The organism is Victivallis vadensis (assembly GCF_003096415.1).
GTDB classification, from domain to species: Bacteria; Verrucomicrobiota; Lentisphaeria; order Victivallales; family Victivallaceae; genus Victivallis; species Victivallis vadensis.
Genome location: NZ_QEKH01000050.1, coordinates 1 through 25,932, shown reverse-complemented (window position 1 = coordinate 25,932; position 25,932 = coordinate 1). Strand labels below are relative to the sequence as shown.

Annotated in this window: 22 protein-coding genes and 1 pseudogene; 2 read left to right on the top strand and 21 right to left on the bottom strand. The window is 60.5% G+C overall.

The genetic code is table 11. The features are described from left to right. Positions 1-93: 93 nt before the first annotated feature. From C8D82_RS19265 to C8D82_RS19225, 9 genes and pseudogenes are all read right to left on the bottom strand, one after another. Positions 94-438, bottom strand: coding sequence for a hypothetical protein (locus tag C8D82_RS19265; protein WP_116885921.1), 345 nt, complete (start codon positions 436-438; stop codon positions 94-96). Between the two features lie 213 nt (positions 439-651). Next, positions 652-2,160 (bottom strand): tannase/feruloyl esterase family alpha/beta hydrolase, encoded by a 1,509-nt coding sequence (locus C8D82_RS19260; RefSeq protein ID WP_116885920.1) that lies wholly within the window; start codon positions 2,158-2,160, stop codon positions 652-654. A gap of 108 nt (positions 2,161-2,268) precedes the next feature. Further along, positions 2,269-3,360: a peptide chain release factor 2 gene (gene prfB / locus C8D82_RS19255; protein ID WP_116885925.1), complete on the bottom strand. Its 1,092-nt coding sequence runs from the start codon at positions 3,358-3,360 to the stop codon at positions 2,269-2,271. Positions 3,361-3,389: 29 nt separating this feature from the next. Then, positions 3,390-3,950, bottom strand: a pseudogene (gene nifU, locus C8D82_RS19250) (Fe-S cluster assembly protein NifU); the annotation flags it as partial. Positions 3,951-3,967: 17 nt separating this feature from the next. Next, positions 3,968-5,170 carry a hypothetical protein gene (locus tag C8D82_RS19245; RefSeq protein WP_116885918.1) on the bottom strand — a complete coding sequence of 401 codons (1,203 nt, stop codon included), beginning with the start codon at positions 5,168-5,170 and terminating at the stop codon, positions 3,968-3,970. A gap of 23 nt (positions 5,171-5,193) precedes the next feature. Continuing rightward, positions 5,194-6,921, bottom strand: coding sequence for a proline--tRNA ligase (locus C8D82_RS19240; protein WP_165833206.1), 1,728 nt, complete (start codon positions 6,919-6,921; stop codon positions 5,194-5,196). A 152-nt stretch (positions 6,922-7,073) separates the two neighbouring features. Continuing rightward, complete coding sequence (zupT, locus tag C8D82_RS19235; protein ID WP_116885916.1) at positions 7,074-7,889, bottom strand: zinc transporter ZupT; 816 nt, start codon at positions 7,887-7,889, stop codon at positions 7,074-7,076. A gap of 45 nt (positions 7,890-7,934) precedes the next feature. Further along, entirely contained in the window at positions 7,935-9,344 is a 1,410-nt protein-coding gene (locus C8D82_RS19230) for an aspartate kinase (protein ID WP_116885915.1), read from the bottom strand. Positions 9,345-9,363: 19 nt separating this feature from the next. Continuing rightward, on the bottom strand, positions 9,364-10,656 hold the full coding sequence (locus C8D82_RS19225; protein WP_116885914.1) for a homoserine dehydrogenase: 1,293 nt from the start codon (positions 10,654-10,656) through the stop codon (positions 9,364-9,366). A gap of 829 nt (positions 10,657-11,485) precedes the next feature. On the opposite strand from C8D82_RS19225, the gene C8D82_RS19220 reads away from it, so the two are divergent. Then, the gene (locus tag C8D82_RS19220; protein ID WP_116885913.1) at positions 11,486-11,956 is read left to right on the top strand and encodes a hypothetical protein; all 471 of its coding nucleotides are present in this window, start codon (positions 11,486-11,488) and stop codon (positions 11,954-11,956) included. A gap of 61 nt (positions 11,957-12,017) precedes the next feature. On the opposite strand, the gene C8D82_RS19215 is transcribed toward C8D82_RS19220, so the two are convergent. The 12 genes from C8D82_RS19215 to C8D82_RS19160 form a co-directional block, all read right to left on the bottom strand. Beyond that, complete coding sequence (locus C8D82_RS19215; RefSeq protein ID WP_116885924.1) at positions 12,018-12,509, bottom strand: peptidylprolyl isomerase; 492 nt, start codon at positions 12,507-12,509, stop codon at positions 12,018-12,020. A 104-nt stretch (positions 12,510-12,613) separates the two neighbouring features. After that, positions 12,614-13,552: an NAD-dependent epimerase/dehydratase family protein gene (locus C8D82_RS19210; RefSeq protein ID WP_116885912.1), complete on the bottom strand. Its 939-nt coding sequence runs from the start codon at positions 13,550-13,552 to the stop codon at positions 12,614-12,616. Then, positions 13,545-13,649 carry a GtrA domain-containing protein gene (locus tag C8D82_RS22430; protein ID WP_353891216.1) on the bottom strand — a complete coding sequence of 35 codons (105 nt, stop codon included), beginning with the start codon at positions 13,647-13,649 and terminating at the stop codon, positions 13,545-13,547. The genes C8D82_RS19210 and C8D82_RS22430 overlap by 8 nt, the downstream gene beginning before the upstream one ends. A gap of 144 nt (positions 13,650-13,793) precedes the next feature. Then, positions 13,794-14,747 carry a glycosyltransferase family 2 protein gene (locus tag C8D82_RS19200; protein WP_207776195.1) on the bottom strand — a complete coding sequence of 318 codons (954 nt, stop codon included), beginning with the start codon at positions 14,745-14,747 and terminating at the stop codon, positions 13,794-13,796. Next, a complete protein-coding gene (locus C8D82_RS19195; RefSeq protein ID WP_116885910.1) occupies positions 14,748-16,580 on the bottom strand; it encodes a thiamine pyrophosphate-binding protein in 1,833 nt (610 codons plus the stop codon). Beyond that, complete coding sequence (rfbH, locus tag C8D82_RS19190) at positions 16,580-17,917, bottom strand: lipopolysaccharide biosynthesis protein RfbH (protein ID WP_116885922.1); 1,338 nt, start codon at positions 17,915-17,917, stop codon at positions 16,580-16,582. The genes C8D82_RS19195 and rfbH overlap by 1 nt, the downstream gene beginning before the upstream one ends. Then, positions 17,914-18,999: a CDP-glucose 4,6-dehydratase gene (rfbG, locus tag C8D82_RS19185; RefSeq protein ID WP_116885909.1), complete on the bottom strand. Its 1,086-nt coding sequence runs from the start codon at positions 18,997-18,999 to the stop codon at positions 17,914-17,916. The genes rfbH and rfbG overlap by 4 nt, the downstream gene beginning before the upstream one ends. Position 19,000: 1 nt before the next feature. Continuing rightward, positions 19,001-19,828, bottom strand: coding sequence for a glucose-1-phosphate cytidylyltransferase (locus C8D82_RS19180; protein ID WP_116885908.1), 828 nt, complete (start codon positions 19,826-19,828; stop codon positions 19,001-19,003). 178 nt (positions 19,829-20,006) lie between these two features. Next, positions 20,007-20,192: a hypothetical protein gene (locus C8D82_RS19175; RefSeq protein ID WP_116885907.1), complete on the bottom strand. Its 186-nt coding sequence runs from the start codon at positions 20,190-20,192 to the stop codon at positions 20,007-20,009. 173 nt (positions 20,193-20,365) lie between these two features. After that, the gene (locus C8D82_RS19170) at positions 20,366-21,868 is read right to left on the bottom strand and encodes an NAD(P)H-hydrate dehydratase (RefSeq protein ID WP_116885906.1); all 1,503 of its coding nucleotides are present in this window, start codon (positions 21,866-21,868) and stop codon (positions 20,366-20,368) included. Further along, positions 21,869-22,648, bottom strand: a complete 780-nt coding sequence (locus C8D82_RS19165; RefSeq protein ID WP_116885905.1) for a hypothetical protein — start codon at positions 22,646-22,648, stop codon at positions 21,869-21,871. A 16-nt stretch (positions 22,649-22,664) separates the two neighbouring features. Next, entirely contained in the window at positions 22,665-24,227 is a 1,563-nt protein-coding gene (locus C8D82_RS19160; RefSeq protein ID WP_165833205.1) for a nitrite/sulfite reductase, read from the bottom strand. A 189-nt stretch (positions 24,228-24,416) separates the two neighbouring features. On the opposite strand from C8D82_RS19160, the gene C8D82_RS19155 reads away from it, so the two are divergent. After that, positions 24,417-25,463 (top strand): GntR family transcriptional regulator, encoded by a 1,047-nt coding sequence (locus tag C8D82_RS19155; RefSeq protein ID WP_116885903.1) that lies wholly within the window; start codon positions 24,417-24,419, stop codon positions 25,461-25,463. Positions 25,464-25,932: the final 469 nt, after the last annotated feature.

Below are 25,932 nucleotides of genomic sequence, written 5' to 3'. Positions count from 1 at the left end.
ATTCCCTTTATGTTGAGATTTTGAGTTACTCAAAATAAAAGGCAGATGCAACCTTGTCAAACAACACATCCCATCACAAAATTTGGGACATTATCAATCTTTTTCCGCCGACTCTTTGTCTTTGAATTTTTTTTGTGCAATAAAACCGATTTCATTATCACGCTGAATCAGATCCGTGACCTTATAGTCTGAAATAGGATCGGGCAAGCGGGAACCGCGAAAAAAGAATAAACATATCAGCGCCAAGACGAGCACCCCGAACACGCCGATTGAAATTTTTATTTTTGTGGCCCGGGAAGAAGTCTTCGGCAAGATTTCCGGCTGAAGTATTGCCCGAACTTCAAACTCTTTCCCGCATTGAGAACATTCCACATTCTGTCCGGCGAAATTTCCTTCCACTTCGTAGTGCTGGCCGCAGTGCGGGCATTCCGTTTTCATGGCTTCTTCTCCTGAGGTTGCGGGAGTGGCTCAACGGTGAATTCCCGGCCGCATTCCAGACATTCCGCCCGGACGCCCCGGAACAGGTCGTAAACCTTGTAGACCTTGTGACAATACGGGCATTCCGTTTTCACCGCCGTTCTCCCGGTTCTGAATTTCATGCTTAAAATAGCACGTTTTACGGCGGGCGCAAGGGAAGAAAATAAAAAATGACTATTCTTCGGCGGGAGGCAGGAAGCGCTCCGCCACGCGGCCCACTCCGCCGCGCGGGCCGGAGATTTTCCGGAATTCCCGGCGCTGCGCATCGTAGACCGCCTTTTCCGGGTACGGATAGACCGGGATTTCAAAAACCGGCCGATCCCCCTCGTACCGCCTGCCGGCCAGCCCTTCCGGAGCCGTTCCCAATTCGCGCCACTCCACCACCAGCTTCAGCAGGTCCGGCAGGCGGTTCACGCCCGGTCCCGGCCCGTGGCTCATGCCCGGAACGATGTAGAAGCGGCAGAACTCCCGCACCCGCTCCGGCGATCCGAACAGCTCCGCCACCCGTTCGTAATAATCCAGCGAGGCGTGGTACGGCACGCAGGAATCCGCCGAACCGGAGACCATGATCAGCTTGCCGCCGCGCCTCTCGAATGCCCGCAGGTCCGGGTTGTCGGCATTCAGGTAAGGCCCGAGTTCGGCGGTGTAAGTGTCGATATCCTTCCCGAAATCGATCGTCATCAGATCCCGCTCTTTGCCGAACACCCAGTGGAACAAGTACAGATTTCCGCGCGCGATCCCGAAAGTGCTGCCGAAAGGCAGCCCGTCGAAGATGCGCTCCCCGGTCACCGCATGCACCGGCCCGTCGAAGAGCCTGCGCAGCGCCTCCGCGTGCTTCGCGGTCAGGGTCGGGTCCTTCTTCAGCGCCAGCGCGACCACCGCCTCGATATCCTGCGGCGTGCAGCGCGGATCCGACACCAGTTTCCCAGCGGTCTGCGGCAGCTCGCGCGATGCCATATATTCGTTTCCGGCGGCAATCACGTTCGCCTCCTGCGCCTCCGTGAACGGGCACTCCCGGAAAATCCGGTAATTCCACAGGAAATAGGCGTGCAGCGGCGTGCGGCAGTGCGCCGGAACCTGCGCCAGAATCCCGTCGTAATCCTCCGGGTAGCGCTGCACCTCCTGCAGCGCCTGCTGGCCGCCGGTCGAACCGCCGCTGAAGTAAGAGAACTCCGGTTCCCTGCCGTAGTAAGCCCGGACGACCCGTTTGGCCGCAACCGTCATCAGGTGGGTGGCGCGGTAGCCGAAATCTTTCCACACCTCCTTGTTGCCGATGCCGGAGTCGGCATTGGGAGCGGTCCCCATGTCGGTGGTGGCCGCCGCATAGCCGCTCCGAAGCGGTCCGATGAAAACAGCGGGATTGATACTGCCGGCGGCGCCGCCGTTGCCGAGTCCGAGAAAACGCCCGTTCCACCTCTCCGCCGCAGGCAGCCAGATTTCGACGTTGATGTTGGAGCCTTCGGCCGGCCGCAGCAGAAGCCTCACCACCGTGCGCGGCGGCAGTTCCCGGTGCTCCCTCCCGTCGCGATCGATGAAGGCGGAATCGGCGACCGTTTCCGCCCGTTGAATCACTCCGTTTTCAATCTTCAACGCCCGGACGGCCTCAAGCCCGCCCTCCCCGGCTGCGCCCAGTACGGTTGCGGCGGACAGGGCCAACAGCGAAACCACGGATTTCCCACTCATCGGATGATCCTTTCAGAAGTTTTTGATCGTTCGCATGTTACACGGACAGAAAAAAGCGCCTCTCTCCCACAGGAAAAAAGCGCCCGTCTCAACTCGTCCCGGAAAACGTCACCGGGCCGATTTGAGGTACGCCTCGATGAATTCGTCGATGTCGCCGTCGAGCACCCCGGCGGTGTCGCTGGTTTCGACTTCGGTGCGCAGGTCCTTGACCATCTGGTAGGGCTGCAGCACGTAGCTGCGGATCTGGCTGCCCCAGCCGTTCTCCGCCTTTTCGCCGCGGATCGCATCGGCTTCATTGCGGCGCTTCTCTTCCTCAAATTCATACAGCTTGGCTTTCAGCATCTTCATCGCGGTGGCGCGGTTCTTATGCTGGGAACGCTCGTTCTGGCAGCAGACCACGATGCCGGTCGGCAAGTGGGTGATGCGGATCGCCGAGTCGGTGGTGTTCACGTGCTGGCCGCCCGCGCCGCTGGAACGGTAGGTGTCGATGCGCAACTGCGACTCGTCGATCTCGATTTCAATGTCGTCGTCAAGCTCCGGGAACACGTCCACCGACACGAAACTGGTGTGGCGGCGGGCGTTGCTGTCGAAGGGAGAGATGCGTACCAGCCGGTGCACTCCCTTTTCGCCTTTCATGTAACCGTAAGCGAATTCGCCGGTCACATGCAGCGTGGCGCTCTTGACGCCGGCTTCTTCACCGGGCTGCAGGTCGATCACCTCGTCCTTCCAGCCGCGCCGTTCGAAGTAGCGGCGGTACATGCGCAGCAGCATGTTGGCCCAGTCGCACGATTCGGTGCCGCCCGCTCCGGCATGTACCGAAAAGTACAGGTTGCTGCGGTCGAACTTGCCGGAGAGGAAGCTCATGATCTCCATGCGGTCCAGCGACTTGAGCAGCCGCCGGTAGGAGATCTCGGTCTCCTGCAGGAACTCCTCGTCCTCGGCGGCAAGTTCGACGGAGGCCGAATAATCTTCGACCTCCGACTGAAGTTTACGGAAGGGTTCGAGCAAATTCCGGCAGGCGGAAAGCTGGGCGACCGTGTTTTGCGCGGACTCCTTGTTGTCCCAGAAGTCGGGCGCGGACATCTTCTGCTCAAGCTCCGCCATCTCGGCCTTGCGGTCTTCGATATGCAGAAACTCCTCCAGATGCCCGATCCGGCCCTTGAGTTCACCTTCCGCCTGACGCAACTCGTCGATACTCATCATTTCTTGGCAGCCTCCAGTTTCCACATATCGTCCAGCAGCTGCTGGATGTCGTCGAGGCACGCGCCGCAGGCGCCGCCCGCCTTGCAGTAATGGGTCACGTCCTCGGCCTTGTGCAGTTGATTTTCCTTCGCGACCTTCAGGATCTTCACGTCGGTGACGCCGAAACACTTGCAGACGATCCGCCCCTCGTGGTCCTCGTCCTTCTCGAACGGGCTTTTCTCGCCGCGGTAATGGCTGATCGCCGCCTGCAACGCTTCCATGCCCATCACGGAACAGTGCATCTTGGCTTCCGGCAGGCCGCCGAGCACTTCGGCGATATCCTGATTGGTGACCCGGGCCGCCTCGTCAAGGGTCTTGCCCTTGATGATTTCGGTCAGGGCAGAACTCGACGCGATCGCCGAGGCGCAGCCGAAGGTCTTGAACTTCACGTCCTCGATCCGGCCCTCCTTGTCCAGCTTGAAAGTCAGCTTCAGCGCGTCGCCGCAGGCGGCGTTGCCCACTTCGCCGACACCGTCGGGATTCTCGATTTCGCCCACATTCCGCGGATGCAGGAAGTGGTCCATCACTTTGTCAGTGTAATTCCACATAATCACACACTCCTCTCTTATTTACGGGGACCGGCGGCGGGTTCCGCCGCCTTCCTCAGGATTTCTTCAATCAGGGCCGCCGAATGCGGGTCCTTGATTTCACCGCGCTTCAGCATCGCTTCGAGGTAAAACCTTACCACCGGATGCTGCCGCGCGTTGGAGCCAAGCGACCACTTCGCGGCTGCTCCGACCAGAAAATTCATCACCTTCGCCAAGTCCGCCGGCGTCGTCTCCCCCTTCTCCTTTTTCGCTTTGAATTCGGCGGGCGCCAGCGCATCCCGGAACCGGACAAGCTCCCCGACGAGGCGGCGCACCGGCCCCACCTGCCCCGAAGCGAAGAATTCCATCCAGAGCCGGTCGAGATCCGTGCTGTTCCCGACTTCGGCGACCGCAACCGGCACGCCCGCCGTCTTTTCCAGCGCGGCGACGGCCTCCGGGCTGAGCAGCGGCCGCAGCCGCGCCTCCCCCTCCGGGCCGAGCATCCGGACCACGAAAGCGGCGCTGAAACGCGCCCCGTCCGATTTCTGCGCCGAGGCGATCCGGGCCAGCTCCGGCCAGAGCTGCGGATTCTGCCGGAACAGCAGGCCGAAGCCGTAATAGAGCGCCAGCGTTTTCTGCGTCAGCTCCGGCCGTTCCTTCAGGGCGGCCTCCAGCAGACCCGGCAGCCGCTCCGGCACCGGATTGCGGTAATAGTTTGCAATCAGCGCCGCATCCCGCTTCAAGTCGGCCGGCGGAAACTTCTCCGGCAGCGGTTCCAGCCGGAACTTCGCCTCCGCCGTCCGGCGCGAACCGTCGTTGCGGTCATGGAAACGGACGGTCACTCTGTATTCGCCGAACTGGTCCTCCGGCTCCATCACCATCTGCGTGCGCAACGCCGACAGCAGTCCGCCGTTGCCGTCGTCCGGGCCGCGATAGACCGTCTGCTGCCGGAACAGCGCATCCACTTTGCCGTCCGGCAGCGTCAGGTCGGCGTCGGCGACGACATCCACCCTGCCCTCCCGGCGAGCGAACTGCCCGAGTACGTAATACACCGTAAACGGCTGGCCCGGCGTCACCGCCGTCACCTTGGAGATGAACGGCGCCCGCTCCGGCAGGATATGCTTCCACTGGTCGGACAGATTCCGGGAAAGGGAGGGCACCACCAGCCCCTCCACCGCCCGCGCCGGAACGGCGAAAGCGGCGGCTGCCAGCAGCGCCGTCAGAAACCGTGTACAGTTCATTCCATCCCTCCCGGATTGCCGCTTCAGCGGTATTGCGCCATCTCGGCTTCGACCCGGGCCGCGACCGCGGCGACGGCCGAACTGATTTCCAGCTTCTCCGCGTCGCGGCTGCCGCGCACCTTGAATTCGACCGCGTTGTCGGCCAGCGTTTTCGGCGACACCACCAGCCGCAGCGGAATGCCGATCAGGTCGGCGTCGCTGAACATCGAACCGGCCTTTTCGCCGCGGTCGTCGTACAGCACCTCGATTCCGGCGGCGGTCAGGTCGGCGTAGAGCTTTTCGCACGCCTCGCCGACGCCCGCCTTGTCCGGATTGATCGCGCACAATTCGACCTGATAGGGCGCGATCGACATCGGCCAGATCGGGCCGTATTCGTCGCAGGACTGCTCGATCACCGCCGCCATCGCCCGGCCCACGCCGATGCCGTAGCAGCCCATGATCATCGGATGGCTCTTGCCGTCGCGGTCCAGATAGTCGCAGTGCATCGACTCGGTGTACTTGGTGCCGAGCTGGAAGATGTTGCCCACCTCGATCCCGCGCGAAAAAATCAGCGGCTGCCCGGTCAGCGGGCACGGATCGCCTTCGCGCACGCAGGCGATATCGGTCACGATGCACTCGGTTCCGGCCATGTCGCGGTCGAAGTTGAAGTTCCGGTAGTGGAAATCCGCCTCGTTCGCGCCGACCACCAGATTGCCGGTTTCGGCGGCGGAGCGGTCGATCACGATCCGCACCTTTCTGCCGTCGATGCCGACCGGGCTGGCGAAGCCGGGCACCGCGCCCGCCGCCTCGATCGCGGAGTCGTCCGCGAACTTCAGCTCCGGCACTTTCACCGCATTGGCGAGCTTCACCTCGTTCACCTCAAAATCGCCGCGGATCAGCACGAAAATCAGCTCCCCGGTGCGCGCATCCTGGTAGAACACCGCCTTGCCGGTCTCCTCCGGCTTCACGCCGAGGAAATTCGCGACCTCCTCGATGGTTTTGGTGCCGGGGGTGCTGACCTTCTCCAGCGGCAGCGGTTCGCCCTTGTCGAACTTCCACGCCGCGACCGCGATCTCGCGATTGGCGCGGTAACTGTAATCGGCGTTGGTGATCACCGTATCCTCGCCGCAGTCGCAGATCGCCATGAATTCGTGCGAAACCTTGCCGCCCATCATCCCGGAATTGGCCTCGATCGACAGCACGTTCTTCATGCCGACCCGGCGGAAGATCCGCTCGTAGGCCTCGTGGCAGCGGTAGTAGTACTTCTCCAGATCCGCCTGATCGGTGTGGAAGCTGTACGCATCCTTCATCGTGAATTCGCGCACCCGGATCAGCCCGGCGCGCGGCCGCGCCTCGTCGCGGTACTTGGTCTGGATCTGGTAGAGCATCACCGGCAGCTGTTTGTAGCTGTTCAGCTCGGTGCGGACCAGATGGACAATCCCCTCCTCGTGGGTCATCGCGAGGATCATCGGCTTGTCGTTGCGGTCCCTGAAACGGAGCAGTTCCGCGCCGACCGATTCGTACCGGCCGGACTCCTTCCACAGGTCGGCGGGCAGCACCACCGGCATCAGCACCTCCTGCCCCTCGATCCGGTTCATCTCCTCGCGGATGATCGCTTCGATCTTCTCGACGATCCGCTTGCCCAGCGGCAGCAGCGAGTAGATGCCCGCCGAAACCGGCCGGACATAACCGCCGCGCACCAGAAACTTGTGACTGACAGTCTTGGCGTCCTTCGGATCTTCCTTGATCCGGCGCCCGACCAGTTTGCTCATTCTCATAATCCGTAAAACCTTATCGATTGGTTTGTTGTGTCATTTCATGCCGCCGGTTGAGCGGCTTTTTTTCCCAAAAATCCGGCAAGTAGCCGGTAGCGACGACGGCGTTGCCGCCTGTTCTTTTTATTATAATTTTTTTATTTTATTTTTCAAACGATCGCGAGGCCCAGCGCCATCACGAACATCCCCGCGATCAATCCGTACAGCGACAGGTGCGGCTCTCCGTACTTCTGCGCCATCGGCAGCAGGCCGTCGAAAGTCACAAAGACCATCACCCCCGCGACCGCCGCGTAAATCGTGTAGAGCACCGCCGTCGTCAAAAAGGGCGCCAGCAGCAGATAGCCCAGCACCGCCCCCGCCGGATCGGCCAGCCCGGTCAGGCTCGCGTACAGAAACGCCTTCCGCCGGTTTCCGGTCGCATAGTAGACCGGCACCGACACCGCGATTCCCTCCGGGACGTTGTGCAACGCCATCGCGATCGCCACCGGGATTCCCAGCTCCAGCCCGCCGAGGCTCGCCGCGAACACCGCCAGTCCCTCCGGGAACTTGTGGATCGCGATCGCCAGCGCGAACCGGATTGCCCCCCGCCTCAGAGGATGAAAGTCCGGGTGGCTCTTATCCATATCCTCGACCGATTTGGTCTCGTGCGGATTCACCGGCTCCGGCACCATCCGGTCAATCACCGCCGCCGCCAGCATTCCGCCGAAAAAGGCCGCCATCGCGATAATCGCGCCGGTCGTGCCGCTGAACTCCGCGCGCAGCTCCCGGTTCGCGTTGGCCAGCAGTTCGACAAAGGAGATGTAGACCATCACCCCGCCGGAAAGCCCCAGCGCCACCGACAGCACCTTCGTATTGGTGCGGCGCGTGAAAAATGCCGACGCCGCACCGAGCACCGTGGCCGCACCGGCCAACGTGGTCAAAAATAACGCTCCGGCCACCGAGCCGGAAAACACCGCCGACTCCATTTTTCCTCCTCCCGGGCCTTCCCCAGCCCGGTACGCTTTCCTTACTTACAGTTCGTGCTCCACCAGTTCATGATGAAGCGCCTTCTGCGCCTTTTCAAAATCTTCGCGTTCGATGATGAACTGCATATTCACCTGACGCATGCACTGGTCCAGCGCCAGCACGTTGATCTTCGCCTCGGCCAGCGCCTTCGCCGCGCGGGACAGGAAGCCCGGCAGTTTCATGTTGCTGCCGATCACCGCGATGATCGCGACTTCGCGGGTGGTGATCGCCGCGCCCGGGAAGTTGCGGTGCAACTCCTCCAGACACTCGTTCAACTGCTTGGAACGGGCCGGAACGTAATGCGTGATCGTATTGGCGTTGGTGTTTTTCGCGATATAGCTGATCTTGTACTTCGCAAAGCTCGCCAGCACCTGATAGTCGTAGCCGGACTGGCCGACCATCTCCGGGTCGAACACCTCGATCGCGATGATGTCCCTGCGGCCGCAGATCATATCCACGCGCGGATTCGGCGACACGTAGTGCTTGCTGATCAAGGTGCCCGGGCTCTGCGGATCGAATGCGTTACAGACCCGGATCGGAATATCCGCCAGCTCCATCGCCTTGGAGGCCTTCGGGTGGATCGCCTCCATCGCCATGTCGGCGAGCTGGTCGGCGATGTCGAAATTGGTATGGCCGATCGTCCGCACATTCTCCTGCCCGATCAGCTTCGGATCGCCGGTGGAGAGGTGGAACTCCTTGTGGATGATCCCCTCCCGCGCATGAGTGGCCACCGCGAGCTTGCTGAAGGTGATTTCACTGTAGCCGCGGTCGAATTTCGCCATCACGCCGCCGGCGCACTTCGCGTAGCCGGTCACGATCGGCATGCACTCGGCGTAATTAAGCCCGGCCATGTGGTGCAGGATCGTCTCCTCCATCGTGCCGGTTTCCTGATCCTTCCAGCCGGAGAGATCCACGAACACTGCGTTCACACCGTGCTTGCGCAGGATCAGCGTCGAGTTGAAGGCGCTGTGCGCCTCGCCGACCGAGCTCAGCAGCTCGCGCGCGGCGGGCAGGTAGCTTTCGCGGTGGAAGTGGCCGAAACTGCGCAGCTGCATCAGGTTCTTCAGACAGCTGCGGACGCCGTCCATGCGCTCATTCACGAAATCATCCGCCGCAGCCTGGTCGAGCCCCAGCTCTTCAAAGGTGCGGTTGAGTTCGATCAGCCGGGCGCGGGTGGATTCGAGTTTCTCCTGCCACGCCTTGTTGTCGCCGGCGGCGAAGGCGGCGTAAATGCCCGGCTCGGCGGTCTTCTTGTTTTCCAGCAGCAGATTGGTCACGCCGCCATAGGCCGAAACCACGAAAATGCGGTTGTACAGCTCGGAGCCCTTGCGGTCGCCGATCAGGATATTGGCCATCAGCTCCCCGAAGCGGGTCATGCTGGTTCCGCCGATCTTTTCTACGGTATGGATTCCCATTTGGAAACACTTCCTATGCTTAAATGTCTTCGATGCGCATCAGTTTGACCGGCGCCTGGTTGATCGCCAGCACGCCGAGCTCGGCCAGCGCGGAACGGATGTCCCGCTCGGTCGCGACGTGGGTCAGGATCACCAGCGGCACCGTGCCGTCCGCTTCGCGGCGCTCATGCTGGATCAGGCTGGAAATGCTGATCCCCTTGTCCGCCAGAATCTGGGTGATCGACGCGATCACCCCCGGACAATCCTTGACCTGAAGCCGCAGGTAGTAGCGGCTCGAAACCTCGTCCATCGACAGCACTTCGGAAAACTGCTCGCCCGGACGGAACGCCGGAATCCGCCGCACCGAACCGGCCGCGAGGTTGACCGCCACGTCGGTGATGTCCGCGGTGACCGCGCTGGCGGTCGCATTGCGTCCCGCGCCGCGGCCGTAGAACAGCGTCTGGCCGACCATGTCGCCCTCGACCATCACGCCGTTGAACACGTCGGAGATGTTCGCCAGCAGCACGTTCTTCGGGATCAGGGTCGGATGCACGCGCATCTGCACCTTGCCGTCGGCGGACTTGATGATCGCCAGCAGCTTGATCCGGTAACCGAGCTCATCGGCGTAGCGCAGGTCGGCGAGTTCGAGGTCGCGGATGCCTTCGACGTGAACCGGCTCCAGCCCGAACCACCTGCCGTAGGCCAGCGCCGCGAGGATCGCGGTCTTGTGCGCGGTGTCGAAGCCGTCGATATCCAGCGACGGATTGGCTTCGGCATAACCGAGTTTCTGCGCGTCGGCCAGCACGGTCGTGAAGTCGGCGCCCTCGTTCTCCATCCGGGTCAGGATGTAGTTGCAGGTGCCGTTCATGATGCCGTAAATGCGGCTGATGCGGTTGGAGACCAGCCCTTCGCGCAGCGCCTTGATGATCGGGATGCCGCCCGCGACGCTCGCTTCGTAATAGACGTCCACACCGGCTTTTTCGGCGGCGGCGAAGATTTCCTCGCCGTGCAGCGCCAGCAGCGCCTTGTTCGCGGTGACGACCGGCTTGCCCGCCTGAATCGCGTCGAGGATGAATTTCTTTGCGACAGTGGTGCCGCCGACCAGTTCGACCACGATGTCGGCTTCGCGGATCGCCTCCGCCGCGTCGGTGGTCAGCACCCCTTCCGGGATCTTCACGCCGCGGTCAGTGGTGATGTCGAGGTCCGCAATGCGGGAGAGGACCAGCTTCACGTTCGCGCGCTTGGCGATCACGTCGCTGTTCCCGAGAATATTGGCGGCGACTCCGGCCCCGACCGTGCCGAATCCGATGATTCCTACTTTGACTTCTTTCACGATTCCTGCGTTCCTGTTCTATGTCAATGGTTGAAAATACTCTTAACTTGGTAATATAGCACCTGGAAACCGATTTGTAAATTTGCACACGACAGGATTTATCAAAATATTGCGGAACTTCCCGGAACAAGCTCACGCGAAGTCGGAATTTCGCCTCCCGGCGACCAGGGCGCTTGCCCGGTTGCCGAGGGCGAGGTATTGAACCCGGCCGGAATAAAAACAGCTGTCCCTGACTGCGGCGGCACTCTTTGGAGTGCGGAACTTCAGTTCCGCTTTCAACTCGCACACAACCTACCAACAAGCCTCCCTGCCGACGACAACGGGAATTTATTCGCTCTTAACCGGTATTGCTTTCCCTTGATTTTCAGACAAACGCCATTAGATTAACCATGCAACAGAATCCGGTACGCTTTTCTCGTGTGGCCAGAGGGCCTGCAAGTGCCTGCGGGACAGCATGAAAAAAGCGTACCTCTTTTATGGATATACCTTTAATTCATGTATTATTCCAAAAGAATCCTTATTTTTTGATTTTCATTATTATTGCCTGCCATCTTGATTTTTGAGTAAACGCCGTTAAATTAACTGTAAACAATGGAGACTGTCGATAAAAAATATCACATAGCACTTTGATATCTGAAAACTGAATAACCTGATTGGTGTGTAGACACTACAAAACTTGCATTTTCTGGGACTACACGACACGGATCGGGCGTACCTTTGGTACGCTCTTCTTTCTGTGTGGTCCGGGCTTGCAAGTGCCTGTGGTGTCTCGAAAGTTGGGCGTACCTCTTTTTTGCGGGCGCGCCCCAAATATGAAAGGGATTGCAAAATGTTCGGATGGCTGCGCCGCATCGGCAAAAAGAAAACTCCGCCCGAAACCACTGAACGGGTGGAGAAAATCTGTAAAAACTGGAAAGAACAGCTGGATCACAACGAACGGCTGCGCCGGCAGGAACAACAGGCTCTGCTCGAACGCTGTCACGCGCCGGAGCCGACGCAGGACCGGGAGGAACGCGCCCAATGGCTGCTGGACCGTCAGGTCGCGCTCAACTGGTACTGCCGCTGGGAACGGACCCGGCAGGAACTGACCGAACAACGTTTCGAAGCCTGGAAACGGCGACAGCAGTTTCTGCAGGAACAGGAATTCGCCCGGTTGCAATACTACCGTGAACTCCCCCCGACCGTCCTGATCGCCGGAATCCGCGACCCGATGCGAAGCCGCCGCCTGTTCCACACCTGCCTGCATGAAACCAGAGAATCCCTTTCCGCGAAAAGTACGAATCAGGCAGCTGAACCATAACCAAAAAAGCAGACCCGGTTGCGGGCCTGCTTCTTTTGATTGATGCCGTTTTTCGACCGGATCAGTCGATCACGGCGTCGAGGATCACCACATCCTCCTTCGGAACGTCGCGGTGCATGCCGCGCGTGCCGGTCTTGACCTGCGCGATCTTGTCGACCACATCCATCCCGTCGACCACCTTGCCGAACACGCAGTAACCGTAATGCTGGGCGGTCGGAGCCTTGAAATTCAGGAAGTCGTTGTCCACCAGATTGATGAAGAACTGGGCGGTCGCGCTGTCGACCACGTTGGTGCGGGCCATCGCCAGCGTGCCGCGCCGGTTCGGAAGCTGGTTGGCGGCTTCGTTCTTGATCGGGTCGTTGGTTTTCTTCTGCGAGAACGTGCGGTCAAAGCCGCCACCCTGAATCATGAAGCCCGGAATCACCCGATGGAACAGCGTGTCCTTGTAGAAGCCGGACTTCACATAGTCCAGAAAGTTTTTGGTGGTGATCGGCGCTTCGGCTTCAAAAAGCTCGATCCTGATATCCCCGAAATTCGTCTTGAGCGTAACCATCGTGTTTTTCTTCTCCTGATTGATTTTCTTCGCAGCCCCGTCGGCGGACCACACACAGACACACGCCAGAAGCAGCATCGCAACTCCGGCCCATATCCTTTTTTTCATAAGATACCTCCTTTTCGATGAAATTCAAACGTCAGGCGCAACGCCTCTTCCAAATCCGTTTCAACCCGCAGCTCCAGCTCCCGCCGGGCCCGGGAAATATCCGGCACGTAACGCGGCGGCAGCCCCTCCCCCGCAGGCGACAGGACCTCCACCGGCAGCGCCGGCTCAACCAGCCCCGCCGCGATCCGGGCCAGCTCCGCAATCGACACCGCCCGGCCGGAGCCGACATGGTAGACCCGCCCCGCCTCGCCCCGGTCCAGCAGCGTCCACAGCCACTTGACCAGATCGGAGGCGTACAGATAACTCCGGTACGGCCGGCCGTCGCCCCGGATCACGATCGGGCGGCCCGCCAGCGCGTCGCGGATGAAGTTCCCCGCCGCGAAATGCGCGTCCAGCGGCAAATACGGCCCGACGAACGCGAAACAGCGCGCGATCACCACCGGAATCCCGGACTCCAGACAAAGTCGCTCCGCCTCGGCCTTGCCCCTGCCGTAGGCGGTGACCGGCGCGGTCGGGAATGTTTCCGCAATCCGCTCAAGTTCCGGCGGCTGAACGCCGTAGACGGCGCCCGAACTGGTCAGCAGAAGTTTTTCCGCACCGCACCGGCGGGCGAATTCCAGCACCCGCCGGGTTCCGTCCACGATGATCGAATACATCTCCGCCGGGTCGTCGCGCTCCAAAGCCGCGCTGGCGGGAGTGGCCGCATGAATGATCCGGTCGAACCGTCCTGCCGGAAACGGGAAATCCCGGATGTCCCCCTTCACCCATTCGACCTGCGGCAATGCGGCGAATTCGGGATGCTCCCGCCGGAACCGTTCCGGGTTCCGCGACAGGATCGTCAGACTGCATTCCGGGCGCGGCCGCTCGCGCCACGCCGCCAGCAGGCTCTTCCCGAAAAAACCGGTCCCGCCGGTCACGAAAATCCGCTCACTCATGCTCCCGCCTCCGCCGGAATGAAAAATATTTGTGCCCGAAATAGCTCAACACCACGGTAATCCCGGTCAGCAGGAAATTGGCCCACGCCGGATTCATCCCGGTCCCGGAAACCAGCAGGAACAATCCCCCCCATCCCCAGCAGCGCCCCGATGCCGAACAGGGTATTCCAGCCGACGACGATCAAGTCGCGGACAATCCGGAAAAATTCCAGCCGGTTCCGCCGGTGGAGTTCCAACAGTTTCATTCGTCAAAGTTGATCTTTTCTTCTTCGATCGCCAGCGGCTTGTTTTTGACCTGCGTCCAGATCGCGCCGATATATTCGCCGATGATCCCGATGAAGATCAATTGGACCGCCGAAAAGAAGAACAGCCCGATCACCAGAGGCGCCAAACCGAGCTGAAACGTATCCCAATAGCAAAGTTTATAGATAAAATAACCGAGCGCCACCAGCAAACTTACTCCGGCCAATGCGAACCCGCAGAAAACCGCCAGCCGCAGCGGCAGTTTGGTATGGTTCACAAACCCGGTCATCGCCATGTCGTAAAGAGAAAAAAAATTATTCTTGGTACGCCCATGCTTACGCCGTTCTTGGACAAATGGCACCTCCACCCGCCTAAAACCGATTTCTGCTACCAAGCCGCGAAAATACGGATAAGGTTCATGGTAGAGCCTCAACGCCTCAAGGAACCTGCGGCCATACAAACCAAATCCAGTAAAATCCTGAAGTTGAGGGACATCTGAAAAATAGCCAATCAACCGATAATAGAACCGCCGAATCGCAAACATAACCGGATTTTCCTGACTTGCCGATTTCACGGCACAAACCACCTCCGCCCCGTTCTTCCATTCCTGAATAAACCGCCCAAGCAACTCTGGCGGCTCCTGCAAATCCGAGCAGATGTACAAAGCGACATCTCCGCGCGCATGAAGCAGCGCATTGAATGGGGAGCGAATATGACCGAAATTGGCCGCATTTAAAATCACCCTGAAACGCGGGTCAGCCGCCGCCATTTTACGCAACAATTCCCGACTTCCGTCCGTGGAACAATTATCCGCCACAATAAACTCGTAATCAAATTCCGGGTACTCCAAAAGAACCGCCCGGATACGCCTGTAAAACTCCGGTAAATTTTCGACTTCATTGAAGCAGCCGGTCACCACTGATATGGTTTGCCGAACCGGTACCATATTCATTCACCTCGTCTCTTCTTTTTTCGTAATTTCATCTGCTTCCAGCGATTCACGACACGGTGGAATCAACATGCACTCAAAAAATTCCTTTCTCGGTAAAAAAGGAGCCAGATCCTCCAACGGAGCCGAAATCATTCGCCCATCCGGCAACCGTTTGGATGCAGCTTTGGGGCCGACCGTTTCAAACGGGTCCATCAATACCTCCACCAATACTGCGCCTTCCATTTCCAGCAACTTCGGTAGCATAGAAACCGCCTCTTTATTCCGCCTCAACCGGTAAAACGGCAGTTTATAAGCCGCAGCCAACCCTTCTAATGACGGCAGAACCACCCCGCTGGATGCATCCGAACCGACAAAATGCCCACCGAAAAAAGAACGCTGAGTATGTTTGATCGACAAATAGCCGCCGTTATTGAATACAAACAATTTTACCGGAAGGCGATATGTGACCAGAGTTTGCAGCTCCTGTAAATTCATTTGCAAGCTTCCGTCCCCGGTCACGCAGATCACGCGCCTGCCGGGAGCGGCACACGCCGCTCCAATCGCCGCCGGCAACCCGTATCCCATCGACGCACACCCGACATTCCCGAACATTCTGTTGCCGGCTTTCAGCGAGATAGCCTGAAACAGACTCGTATAGGCGATGCCATTGCCGGTGACGATGATCTCTTCGCCCCGCAGACAACACGACAGTTCCTCGGCAAACACATAACTGTTCACCCATTGTTTTGCCGCCCGATATTCCGGCAAAACAACCGGATAACGACGCTTCAATCGAGCCGCATACGCAAGCCATTGCGGTTTCGGCGGCAATTCCCCGCAGGCCTCCAGTTCTTTCAGGAACTCTCCGGCATCCCGACAAATCGGCTCGTCAATGTTCAAAGTAGGCTTTCCCAATTCCGCCGGATCAATATCCACCATCACTTTACGCGCAGCACGGCCAAATGAACTGTAATTGAAACCGATCTGGCGCAGATTCATCCGGGTACCGATAATCAGAATCAAATCAGCATTCTGCAAGATGAAATTAGCTGGCCGCTCCCCGAGAATTCCCGGACGACCAAAAAAATAAGGCGCTTCCGATTCAATCAAGTCGATACCGGAAAGAGCGGTCAACACCGGAATCTTCAGTTTCTCCACCACCTTGCGGAATCTACCGACAGCACCGGCAAGCCGAATCCCGTTTCCAACGACCATTACCGGTCGTTCACTATGAGCCAGCCATTCAAATACTTTCCGGGTTTCTACCATATTTCCCAGTCGGGACGGTAGCTTTCCTACCCAAGGAGCAAGATCGTTTTCTGAAATTTCCGCCGCCTGAACATCCAGCGGAATATCCAGCCAAACTGGACCAGGACGCCCGGAAACCGCCAGATGCCATGCCTTTTCAAGCTCATGTCGAATGCACTCCGGCTCCATCACCACAGCAGCATATTTGGTAATAGAGCGCACAATCGAAACAATATCCGCTTCCTGATCTCCCAACTGACGCAACTTCAGTTCCGGCATCCTCGAGATCATCGTTTCACGCTTTACCTGGCCGGAAATCACAATCAATGGAATTGAATCCAACCATGCCCCCAATATTCCGGTCACGGCATTGGTTCCTCCCGGCCCCGTCGTCACACAAACTACACCCGGCATACCCTCCCGCACACGGGCATATCCCTCAGCCGCCATTGCACATGCCTGTTCATGCAGATTACAAACATATTGCATATCTGTCCGACGGCCAATTGCGTCATCCAGATACATCGCTCCTCCACCGGAAACCATAAAAACAGTATCAACGCCGCGGTTTGCCAAAAAAGAGAAAATGTAGTCCGCCACCCGCATTACCGCCCCCTCCGCAATCTGGTGAATTCCAGAATACACACCACCATATAATCGAGTTTCTTCCGGGTCATCCCCGGATACAGGCCGATCCACAGCGCGTCGTTCATAAAGCGGTCGGTGTTCGTCAACGCTCCCGCGATGCGGTAGTCGGTTCCCTCGGCCAGCCCCTCGAAGCAGGGGTGTTTCGTCAGGTTGCCCGCAAACAGATTGCGCGTCTGAATGCCGTGTTTCTCCAGATGCTGCGCCAGTTCGTTGCGGGTGAATTTCGCCCGCGGAGTCAGCGTCATCAGGAAGCCGAACCACGACGGCTCCGCTTCCGGCAGCGCCCGGAACACCGCCAGCTCCGGCACACCGTCCAATCCCGCCAGCAAATACGCGTAGTTTTCGCGGCGGCGGCGGGTGAAGTCCGGCAGCTTTTCGAGCTGCGCGCAGCCGACCGCCGCCTGCAGGTCGGTCGCTTTCAGGTTGTAGCCGAAATGGCTGTACACGTATTTGTGATCGTAACCCGCCGGAAGGGCGCCGAACTGTTTCGTGAAGCGGCAGCCGCAGGAGTTGTCACGCCCCGGCGCGCACCAGCACTCCCGCCCCCAGTCGCGCATCGACAGCGCGATCTTGTACAGCACCGGGTCGCTCATATAGACCGCGCCGCCTTCGCCGGTGGTCAGGTGGTGCGGCGGATAGAAGCTCGAAGTGCCGATGTCCCCCCAGCCGCCGGTCCTGCGCCCCGCGTATTCGGAGCCGAGCGCATCGCAATTGTCCTCGACCAGCCACAGTTTGTGCCGTTCGCAGAACGCCCGCACCGCCACGACGTCGAACGGATTGCCCAGCGTGTGCGCGATCATCACCGCCCGGCACTTCGGCGAATACGCCTCCTCCAGCCTCGCCACATCGATATTCGCCCCCTCCGGCTCCACATCCACAAAGACCGGCACCGCTCCGTACTGCACGATCGGCGCCACCGTGGTCGGGAAGCCGCAAGCGACCGTGATCACCTCGTCGCCCCGCCGCACCCGGCGTTCCCCAAGCAACGGCGAAGTCAGCGTCATAAAAGCGAGCAGATTCGCGGAAGAACCGGAGTTCACCAGCAGTGCGTGCTCCGTCCCGACGAAGGCCGCCAGCTCCTGCTCGAAGTGGCGGGTGAAACGCCCGGCGGTCAGCCAGAATTCCAGCGCGGCGTCGGTCAGGGCGACCATTTCCGCATCGTCGAACACCCGCCCCGCGTAATTGACCTTCGATTCGCCCGGCCGGAACGGTCCATTCTGGGCCGGCGCATGCACCAGACGCCAATACTCGCGGACCTTTTCAAAAATCTCCTGCCGGAGGGCTTCCGCCTTCACTTCGTCCATGCCAGGCCTTCCTTTTCGGCGCACTCACAATAGGCGTCCAGATCGCCCGTGGTATTCACCGCATTCAACTGATAAAAATCCCGATACCACTCGGCAGTGCGCCGGATCGCCGCCGGAGTATCCCAGACGCAGCGCCAGCCCAGCTGCTCCCGCGCTTTGGTCGAATCCAGCAGCAGCAGCTTCGCCTCGTGCGGCGCGTCGGGACGCGGTTTCGCCTGGAATTTCACCGCCGGCCACACCCGGCTCATCTCCGCCGCGGCCTCCGCAACCGTCATCGCGCCGTCAGAAGGGCCGAAGTTCCACGCCTGCGCAAATTCGGCGCGCCCCTCCAGCAGCCGGCGCCCCAGTTCCAGATAGCCGCTCAGCGGCTCCAGTACATGCTGCCACGGCCGGACCGCGTCGGGATTGCGCAGCTCCTCCGTCCGGCGCTGCGTCGCGGCCCGCACCAGATCCGGCACCAGCCGGTCGGCCGCCCAGTCGCCGCCGCCGATCACATTGCCCGCCCGCGCGGTCGCGACCAGCGTGGAGTGCTTCGCGCCGTACTCCTCCGGGTTGAAAAAGCTGCGCCGGTAGGCCTGCGTGACCAATTCCGCGCACCCCTTCGAGGCGCTGTAAAGGTCGAAACCGCCCATCGCGTCCTCTTCCTGGTAGGGACGCATCGTCTCGCGGTTCTCGTAACACTTGTCGCTGGTGACCACGACCAGGGATTTCACGCTTTTGACGGCGCGGCAGGCTTCGAGCAGGTTGACCGTTCCCATCACGTTGGTCGCCACCGTCAGCGCGGGCTCTTCATAGGAGACCCGCACCAGCGCCTGCGCCGCAAGATGGAACACCGCCTCCGGCTTGAAATCCATCAGGATGGAACGCAGTTCCGCCGCTTCGCGGATATTCGTCCACTCCGACTCCACCGGCAGCTCCAGCAGCGAATAGTGATTCGGGGCGAACGTCGGCCGCAGGGAAACCCCGCACACCCGCGCCCCCAGCCTGACCAGCCACGCCGCCAGCCACGATCCCTTGAAACCGGAATGACCGGTCACCAGCACGCGCCGTCCCTCATAAACTCCGCCGAACATTTCACTCTCCTTCCTGCCAGAATCTGCACCAGGGCGCGTTCCCGCTTTCCCAGAGTTCATTCAGGATACGGTGCTCGCGCGGCGTATCCATGCACTGCCAGAAACCCTCGTGCCGGTACGCGGCCATCTCTCCGTCCCGCAGCGCCTCGGCCATCGGCCGCTGCTCGAAATAGCAATCCTCGCGCCTCTCCAGGTAGCGGGCGACAAAATCCCGCTCCAGCACCATGAAACCGCCGTTGACCCGCCCTTCGCTGCGCACTTTCTTTTCGGTGAATCCAATGATTCCCCCCCGATCGTCGAGCTGCATCTCTCCGAAACGCCCCTCCGGGTGGACGGCGGAAACCGTCAACTGTTTTCCGTTCCGCCGGTGAAACTCCAGAAGCGCCGCCACATCGATATCGGCGACGCCGTCGCCGTAAGTCAGGAAAAACTCCCGATCCTGCGGCTTCAGATAGCGGGAGGCCCGCAGCACCCGTCCCCCGGTCATGGTATCGATGCCGGTATCGGCCAGCGTCACCTCCCAGTCCGCTTCGGCGGAACTGCCGTGATAGACGATTCCGTTTTTCCTGCCGAGCGTGATGGTCATGTCGCAGGAGCGGGCCTGGAAATTCAGAAAATAGTCGATGAACTCCTCGCGCTTATAGCCGAGGCAAAGGATGAAACGCCGGCAGCCGAACGCCGCAAAACCACGCATGATATGCCACAGAACCGGCTGCTCGCCGATCGGCACCATCGGTTTGGGCAGCAGCTCCGTCAGATCCCGCAGCCGGGTTCCCTGTCCGCCGCACAGAATCATCACCGGCGGCAGTTCCGCCTGTTTCGCACTCATCGTACCGCGCCCTCCTGTTCAGAATTATGCTTTCGCCGGTTAACATAATCATTCCTCCGGTGAAAATCAACCTTTCAGCGCATTTTGACGAGGTTTATCCGAAAAAAAGAGAAAAAAACAAAAAAAAAGCCGGCTCCGTCAAACGGAACCGGCTTCTTACAGCAAAATAAAGGGGGAATTACTTCTTGGCCTTCTTGGCCTTTTCCCAGACATCCTTGCCGACGAAAGCGGTCAGGTTGCGGCCGTCAGCCGTCACGCCCTTGAACGCATAACGAACCCGGCTTCCCTCACCAAAAGTAACGCACTCGGTGATGTCGGCACTGACCTTGGACTTGGTCTTCACGTCGTAAAACTCATGCTTCATGAACTCTTCTCCTTCTTGATTGACGGTTTTCGTTGCCACTAGTTACTAATTATACCTAATTTTTTAAATTTATCAAGCCGGAAAACGCTTTTTTTCAATAAAAAACCCTATTTCTTGCAAAAAAAAGCTCAAAAAACGCATTTTACCACTTTTTTCGCCACCTTCCGCCCTCTTCAGAATGAAGCGGAACCGGCGGCAATACCGCCGACCGCCAGCCGCACCAGCCCGGGCAGGTCGTCCGCGATCAGCCCGCGGCCGCCCAGTTCGCCGGCCATGCCGTGCAGCCATGCGCCGAGGGCGGTCATCTCAAACGGAGCATCGGGACGCATCGCCAGCAGCGCCCCGACCGTACCGGAGAGCACATCGCCGGAACCGGCGGCGGCCAGATCGGCACACCCGGAGCTGTTCACGCTCCACCGCCCGTCCGGCGCCGCCACCACGGTCCGGGCCCCTTTCAGCAGCGTCACCGCGTGCAGCCGCTCCGCCAGCGCACAGGCGAATTCGATCCGGTCGGCAGATTCCGGGATGCCGAATCCCCGCGCCAGCCGGTGCGCCTCCCCGGGATGCGGCGTAATGACCAGCGTTCCGCGCCTGCGCCGCAATTCCGGGCGGCGGGAGAGCAGATTCAGCGCGTCGGCATCCAGCAGCAGCGGGCCGGGGAAATCCAGCAGCCGCTCCAGCACTTCCGCCAATCCGGGCCCGTCGCCCCAGCCGGAACCGGCAGCGACGGCGGAACTCGCCTCCAGCCACGGAGTCAGCTCCCGCGCCGCCTCCGCCGCGAAACATCCCTCCCGCCCGGCCGGAAACTCGCGGAAGATCAGCGCCGCCGGCAGCGGCAGCCGCGGCGAAACCGGCATCGCCAGCCGGACCATGCCGGCTCCGGTGCGCAGCGCGGCATTCGCCGCCAGCACCGCCGCTCCCGAATATTCCCGGCTTCCCGCCGCGATCAGCAGACGCCCCCGCAGGTTCTTGTGAATGTCGAAGGCGAAGCGCGGCAGCTCGCGCCGCGCGTCGGCGGCGAAGAACGCCTCGCCGTACCCGACGCCGGGTTCAACGGCATTCAGGCCGATGTCGACCAGCCGGAGCCGTCCGGAACAGCGCGGCCCGTCCCCGTGGAAAAGTCCCCGCTTCGGATAACCGAAAGTGACCGTCAGCGCCGCTTCGACCGCCGCGCCGGAATCGGCAACGCCGGTGTCGCCGTTGATGCCGCTGGGCAGATCCATCGCGACAACCGGCTGCCCGGAACGGTTCGCGACTTCGATATAGTTGCGGAACTGCGGCCGCAATTCTCCGGCAAAGCCGGTTCCGAGCAGCCCGTCCACAATCAGGTCGCCCGGCCTGAAATCGGAGTCGTCCAGCTCCGTTCTTTCCTCCACATGCACATGGTCCGGCAGGTCGCGCGCCGCCTGCCGCGCCTCGCCTCGCAGCTCCGTCAGCGGCCGGGTCGCATAGACCGTCACCGGCATATCCAGCAATGCGGCGACCACCAGCGCGTCGCCGCCGTTGTTGCCGCCCCCGGCCAGCACCACCGCCCGCCGGAACCTGTTTCCGGCGAACTCCCGGATCAGCTCCGCCGCCCCCTCCCCGGCCCGGCGCATCAGCCGGTAGCCGGAGGTCCCGGCGGCGATCGTTTCCGCCTCAAGGCGGCGCATCGTCTCCACATCGATGATTCTCATTCATTCTCCTCCCTGCGCGACCCGCTCAAGCTCAACCGGCTTGCCGGGCGACTTCCGCTGCTCCAACTTCTTCCGGACCTCCTGCGCATCCACAAATACCTCCGGCTCCGGCACCGGTTTCGGCGCTTCCGGGAACTCCTGTTCGCACCACTTTTCCCAATCGACCGGCGCGGAGGCTGACGACCGTTTCGGCACTTCCCGCAAGCCGATATCGTCACCGTAAAAATCAAGCGTCGTGAATCCCAGCAGGAAATCGGCCAGTTCGCCGGGATTGAAGCCGACCCGCATTCCCAGCCCCAGCGCCGCCACGACATTGATATCCGTAAACTTATAGAAGGGATACGGCTCATCCTCCTCCGGCTCACGCGGCACGCACAGACAACAGCCGCTGACATATCGGATCGGCACCGAAAAACAGATCATGCCAAAGGAAGAGTACGCCTTGCCGCGAACCGCCGCGCGATCCGACGGAAACATCCCCTCGCAATATAGAAACGGAAACGGAAAAACCGGAGTGTTTCCCTCGGAGGAATGGAACCCGGAATCCCGATACTCATACCACTCCCCGCCGTGCCATCCCGCCATCGGCATATAAAAATAGAGCGGAGCGACTTCAACTGCTCCGGCCTGCACTTTTACCCCGAATCCGACTCCGGCGGTCGCGGTGAAGACATCAGCCGCGTCCCGCCGGCGATCCGCCCAATAAGCGGGAGTGCATGAACATCCCAGCAACGCCAACACCAGCAGCCCACCCGGCAGCAGTCTCCCGGCTCCGTTCATACCCTCACCGGCCCGGTCAATCCAGCACGCGCTCTTCTTCGAGCAGCCGGATCACCCGCTCCGCCAGCTGCGGCGCGGGAATCACTTCGGCGGCGTCCTCGCCGATCGGGGAAGCCGGATAGTCCCGGTTGCGCCACAGCGTGAAGCAATCGGTCAGCACGTCGTCGATCTTCTTTTTGCAGCCCTGAAAGCCGAACCGGGCAACCTCGTGCGCGGTGCAGGAGTTCGGACAGCCGGAGAAATGCAGCAGCTCCGGCAGCAGCAGCGCAGCTTTCGCGCGCTTTTCCGGATGCGCCTCAAAATAGCGGTCCAGCGCCTCGCCCACGACAGCGCCGTACTTCGGCGTATCCAGCACGCCGATCTTGCAGATGGTCGCACCGATGCAGCAATCCAGCTGGCCGGCGAAGGATTCAAAGGTGTAGTCCGGCCCCAGCTGCTTCAACGCCCGGTAGAACGCGGCCGGCGCCGAAACATGGAGCGCGGGCACAAGGATATTCTGCTCGAAGGTGAGCCGCACCGCCGGGATGCCGAATTCGGCGAACACCCCGCCGAGTTTCAGGAACTCCTCCGGCGACAGCACGCCGCGCGGAATATAGACCGTCACCGCGACCCGGTCGGCTCCGAAACGGGTCGGGCGCACCGCCAGCGCCCGCCAGCGGCGGAACGCGGCGTCGCCGTCGAGCGACGCATCCGGCGCGAACTCCCGGACCGGGGCCGTCCCGAACGACCAGTCCGCGGCCGGTTCGCCGACCTCCGGATAAGTTTCGCCCCGGAACTTTTCATAATATTCATGGTACAGCGCGACGAACGCCTCCTTGCCCAGCCGTTTCACGATAAAGCGGATACGGGCCATGTTGCGGTGTTCGCGGTTGCCGTGGTCGCTGAAAAGCTCGACCATCGCCCGCGCCGCATACGCGATTTTCCCGGCGGGCAGGAAGTCGAACAGCTTCACGCCGACCGTCGACTCCCGGCCGAAACCGCCGCCGCCGTAGACCGCGAAACCGCGGTTGCCGTCGGCGTCCGTCGCCGCGACGAAGCCGAGATCCTGCCGCAGCGCCAGCGGCGCGTCGTTCGCCGACGCGAAGCCGATCTTGATCTTGCGCGGCAGGTGGTATGCCTTTTCCCAGCCGAACACCACATCGGTCAGATAGCGCGCATACGGGGCCAGGTCGAAGGAGCCGTCATCCGCGATGCCGCTTGAAGCGGTGATCGCGATGTTGCGGAAGGTGTCGCCGCCGCCGCCGCGGAACGGCAGCCCGTTCGCGGTGCATTCGCGGATCACCTTCACCGACTCCAGCGGCGACACGCCGTGGAGCTGGATATCCTGCCGCGTGGTGATGTGCATGAAGTCCGCGCCGGAACTCCGGCAGATCCGGGCGATGAAGTTCAGCTGTTCGCGGGTGACCTCTCCGCCGGTCAGCCGGATGCGGTTCATCAGCTTGCCGTCCCGCTGCGGATAGACGCCGAACGGAGCGCCGAAAGGTTTGTAGGCCGCAAAGTCGATTTTCCCGGCCGCCAGTTCCTGCAGCGCGTTCAGCAAACCGGCCTGCGATTCGATGATTTGATTCAGATCCATCATAAACTCCCGTCTGTTTTCCGAATGAGTCAATATAGTATTTCTATAACACAAAAGCAAGACAATCCACCGGGAATATCCGGTTTCCCGGTGAATTTTCCACTTTTTTTCAGAAGCGGACTTGACATTCGCACCGAAATGTCCCATAATTAATATAGAAACCGGGACACTTTAGGACAGTAAGTAAAAAACATGAAACTCCAGACCAAAAATCTGTTTCAGCCCCTGACCGATCATCTTGAAGCGATGATCGCCTCCGGCCACTATCCGACCGGCACCCGGCTGCCGTCGCTGCGGCGGCTGTGCGATGAATTCAACCTCTCGCGCGGCACCGCCGCCCGCGGCCTGGACTATCTGCGCGACAAGGGGCTGATCGAATTGCGGCAGGGTTCCGGCGCTTATGTCAGCGAGCGCAACCGCCGCTCCGCCGGGCGCAACGGCCGCCGGATCGCGGTATTCTCCGAGCACAGCGACACCAGCGAAAGCTACTGCGCCCACATCATCGTCGGCATCCAGCGCCGCGCCGGTTCCACCGGGACCACGCTGAACCTCCACCTTTACCGGTACGGCGAAATCGACTCTTCCATCCTCGAAGACGCCGCCCGTGAGGCTGACGCGCTGCTGCTGCTCGGCTCCTACGACAGCTTCATCGACGACCTGCCGCACATCCGCCCCGTTGTCGGCTTCGATATGCAAAAGAGCTACGGCTTCGCGTCGGTGGTCGGGCTGGACCCGTCCCACGCTGCGCTGCTCGGCTGCGACTATTTCCGCAGGCACGGCTTCAGCCGGGTCAAGGTGATCGGCTTCCCGATGCCCAGCTTCCGCTTCCGCGCCGAGGTGTTCGCCTTCCACTGGCGCGAAACCGGGGGGCAGGTCGAAACCTTCCTCCCCTTCGAGCCGTTCAACGCCGACTTCTACTCCGACAAAACCATTTACGACCGCACCATCGAACAGCTTGAAGATCCCGACTGCGGATATCTGTTCGTCAGCGGCACGGAATGCTGCCGCACCCAGCAGAGCTACCGGGAAAAATTCGGCCGCGACCTCGCCGATGACCGCTGTCTGCTGTCGATCGACGGCAAATCGCTGCTGGTTCCGGGCTATCCCGGCGTCAGCACCGTCACTCCCGACTATGCGGAAATCGGAGCAACCGCCCTCGACGAGTGCCTGCGCCGCATCGAGAATCCCGGCGCCCGCCCGCGCCGCATCCTCGTAAGCGGCACCCTCGTCGAACGGTAACGGCGGCAACGGGGAAGAGGGATGCCTCCGGCGGCCGGGGGCGCTTCGCCCGTCGGAGACGATTGTGCGCTGCAGCGCACAGCTACCGCAGCCTGATTGAAAATCAGGCTGCGTAGCGCACAAGGTCTGCAGGCCGTAAGACCCGCCTGCCGCAAACGCGGCATGGCTCTCCGGGAGCGATTCGCCCGGACAGAACGGAAAGGTTATAAAATTAAGGATTTGCAATGGCACAACCGAATCAACCAATGGAGAAGAGAAACGATGAGAAGTAAATTCACGCTTATTGAATTGCTAGTGAGGACTACTTGTTAAATATACATTTAATACAAATATAATATATCATTGTATTACGGTAAATTCAAGTTTTTAGCGATGTAACCGCCCGGTGAGCTACATCTGGATTTGAGATTGCATGCGTGTTATGTTCTTCCACAAACCAGAATAATGGGAGGACGACATGGGACGTGAA

Bases quoted from the DNA above. Each gene is read 5' to 3' on its own strand.
- C8D82_RS19265 (WP_116885921.1), bottom strand. From the start codon at position 438: ATGAAAACGGAATGCCCGCACTGCGGCCAGCACTACGAAGTGGAAGGA.
- C8D82_RS19260 (WP_116885920.1), bottom strand. From the start codon at position 2,160: ATGAGTGGGAAATCCGTGGTTTCGCTGTTGGCCCTGTCCGCCGCAACC.
- prfB (WP_116885925.1), bottom strand. From the start codon at position 3,360: ATGAGTATCGACGAGTTGCGTCAGGCGGAAGGTGAACTCAAGGGCCGG.
- C8D82_RS19245 (WP_116885918.1), bottom strand. From the start codon at position 5,170: ATGAACTGTACACGGTTTCTGACGGCGCTGCTGGCAGCCGCCGCTTTC.
- C8D82_RS19240 (WP_165833206.1), bottom strand. From the start codon at position 6,921: ATGAGCAAACTGGTCGGGCGCCGGATCAAGGAAGATCCGAAGGACGCC.
- zupT (WP_116885916.1), bottom strand. From the start codon at position 7,889: ATGGAGTCGGCGGTGTTTTCCGGCTCGGTGGCCGGAGCGTTATTTTTG.
- C8D82_RS19230 (WP_116885915.1), bottom strand. From the start codon at position 9,344: ATGGGAATCCATACCGTAGAAAAGATCGGCGGAACCAGCATGACCCGC.
- C8D82_RS19220 (WP_116885913.1), top strand. From the start codon at position 11,486: ATGTTCGGATGGCTGCGCCGCATCGGCAAAAAGAAAACTCCGCCCGAA.
- C8D82_RS19215 (WP_116885924.1), bottom strand. From the start codon at position 12,509: ATGGTTACGCTCAAGACGAATTTCGGGGATATCAGGATCGAGCTTTTT.
- C8D82_RS19210 (WP_116885912.1), bottom strand. From the start codon at position 13,552: ATGAGTGAGCGGATTTTCGTGACCGGCGGGACCGGTTTTTTCGGGAAG.
- C8D82_RS22430 (WP_353891216.1), bottom strand. From the start codon at position 13,649: ATGAATCCGGCGTGGGCCAATTTCCTGCTGACCGGGATTACCGTGGTG.
- C8D82_RS19200 (WP_207776195.1), bottom strand. From the start codon at position 14,747: ATGAATATGGTACCGGTTCGGCAAACCATATCAGTGGTGACCGGCTGC.
- C8D82_RS19195 (WP_116885910.1), bottom strand. From the start codon at position 16,580: ATGCGGGTGGCGGACTACATTTTCTCTTTTTTGGCAAACCGCGGCGTT.
- rfbG (WP_116885909.1), bottom strand. From the start codon at position 18,999: ATGTTCGGCGGAGTTTATGAGGGACGGCGCGTGCTGGTGACCGGTCAT.
- C8D82_RS19180 (WP_116885908.1), bottom strand. From the start codon at position 19,828: ATGAGTGCGAAACAGGCGGAACTGCCGCCGGTGATGATTCTGTGCGGC.
- C8D82_RS19175 (WP_116885907.1), bottom strand. From the start codon at position 20,192: ATGAAGCATGAGTTTTACGACGTGAAGACCAAGTCCAAGGTCAGTGCC.
- C8D82_RS19170 (WP_116885906.1), bottom strand. From the start codon at position 21,868: ATGAGAATCATCGATGTGGAGACGATGCGCCGCCTTGAGGCGGAAACG.
- C8D82_RS19165 (WP_116885905.1), bottom strand. From the start codon at position 22,648: ATGAACGGAGCCGGGAGACTGCTGCCGGGTGGGCTGCTGGTGTTGGCG.
- C8D82_RS19160 (WP_165833205.1), bottom strand. From the start codon at position 24,227: ATGATGGATCTGAATCAAATCATCGAATCGCAGGCCGGTTTGCTGAAC.
- C8D82_RS19155 (WP_116885903.1), top strand. From the start codon at position 24,417: ATGAAACTCCAGACCAAAAATCTGTTTCAGCCCCTGACCGATCATCTT.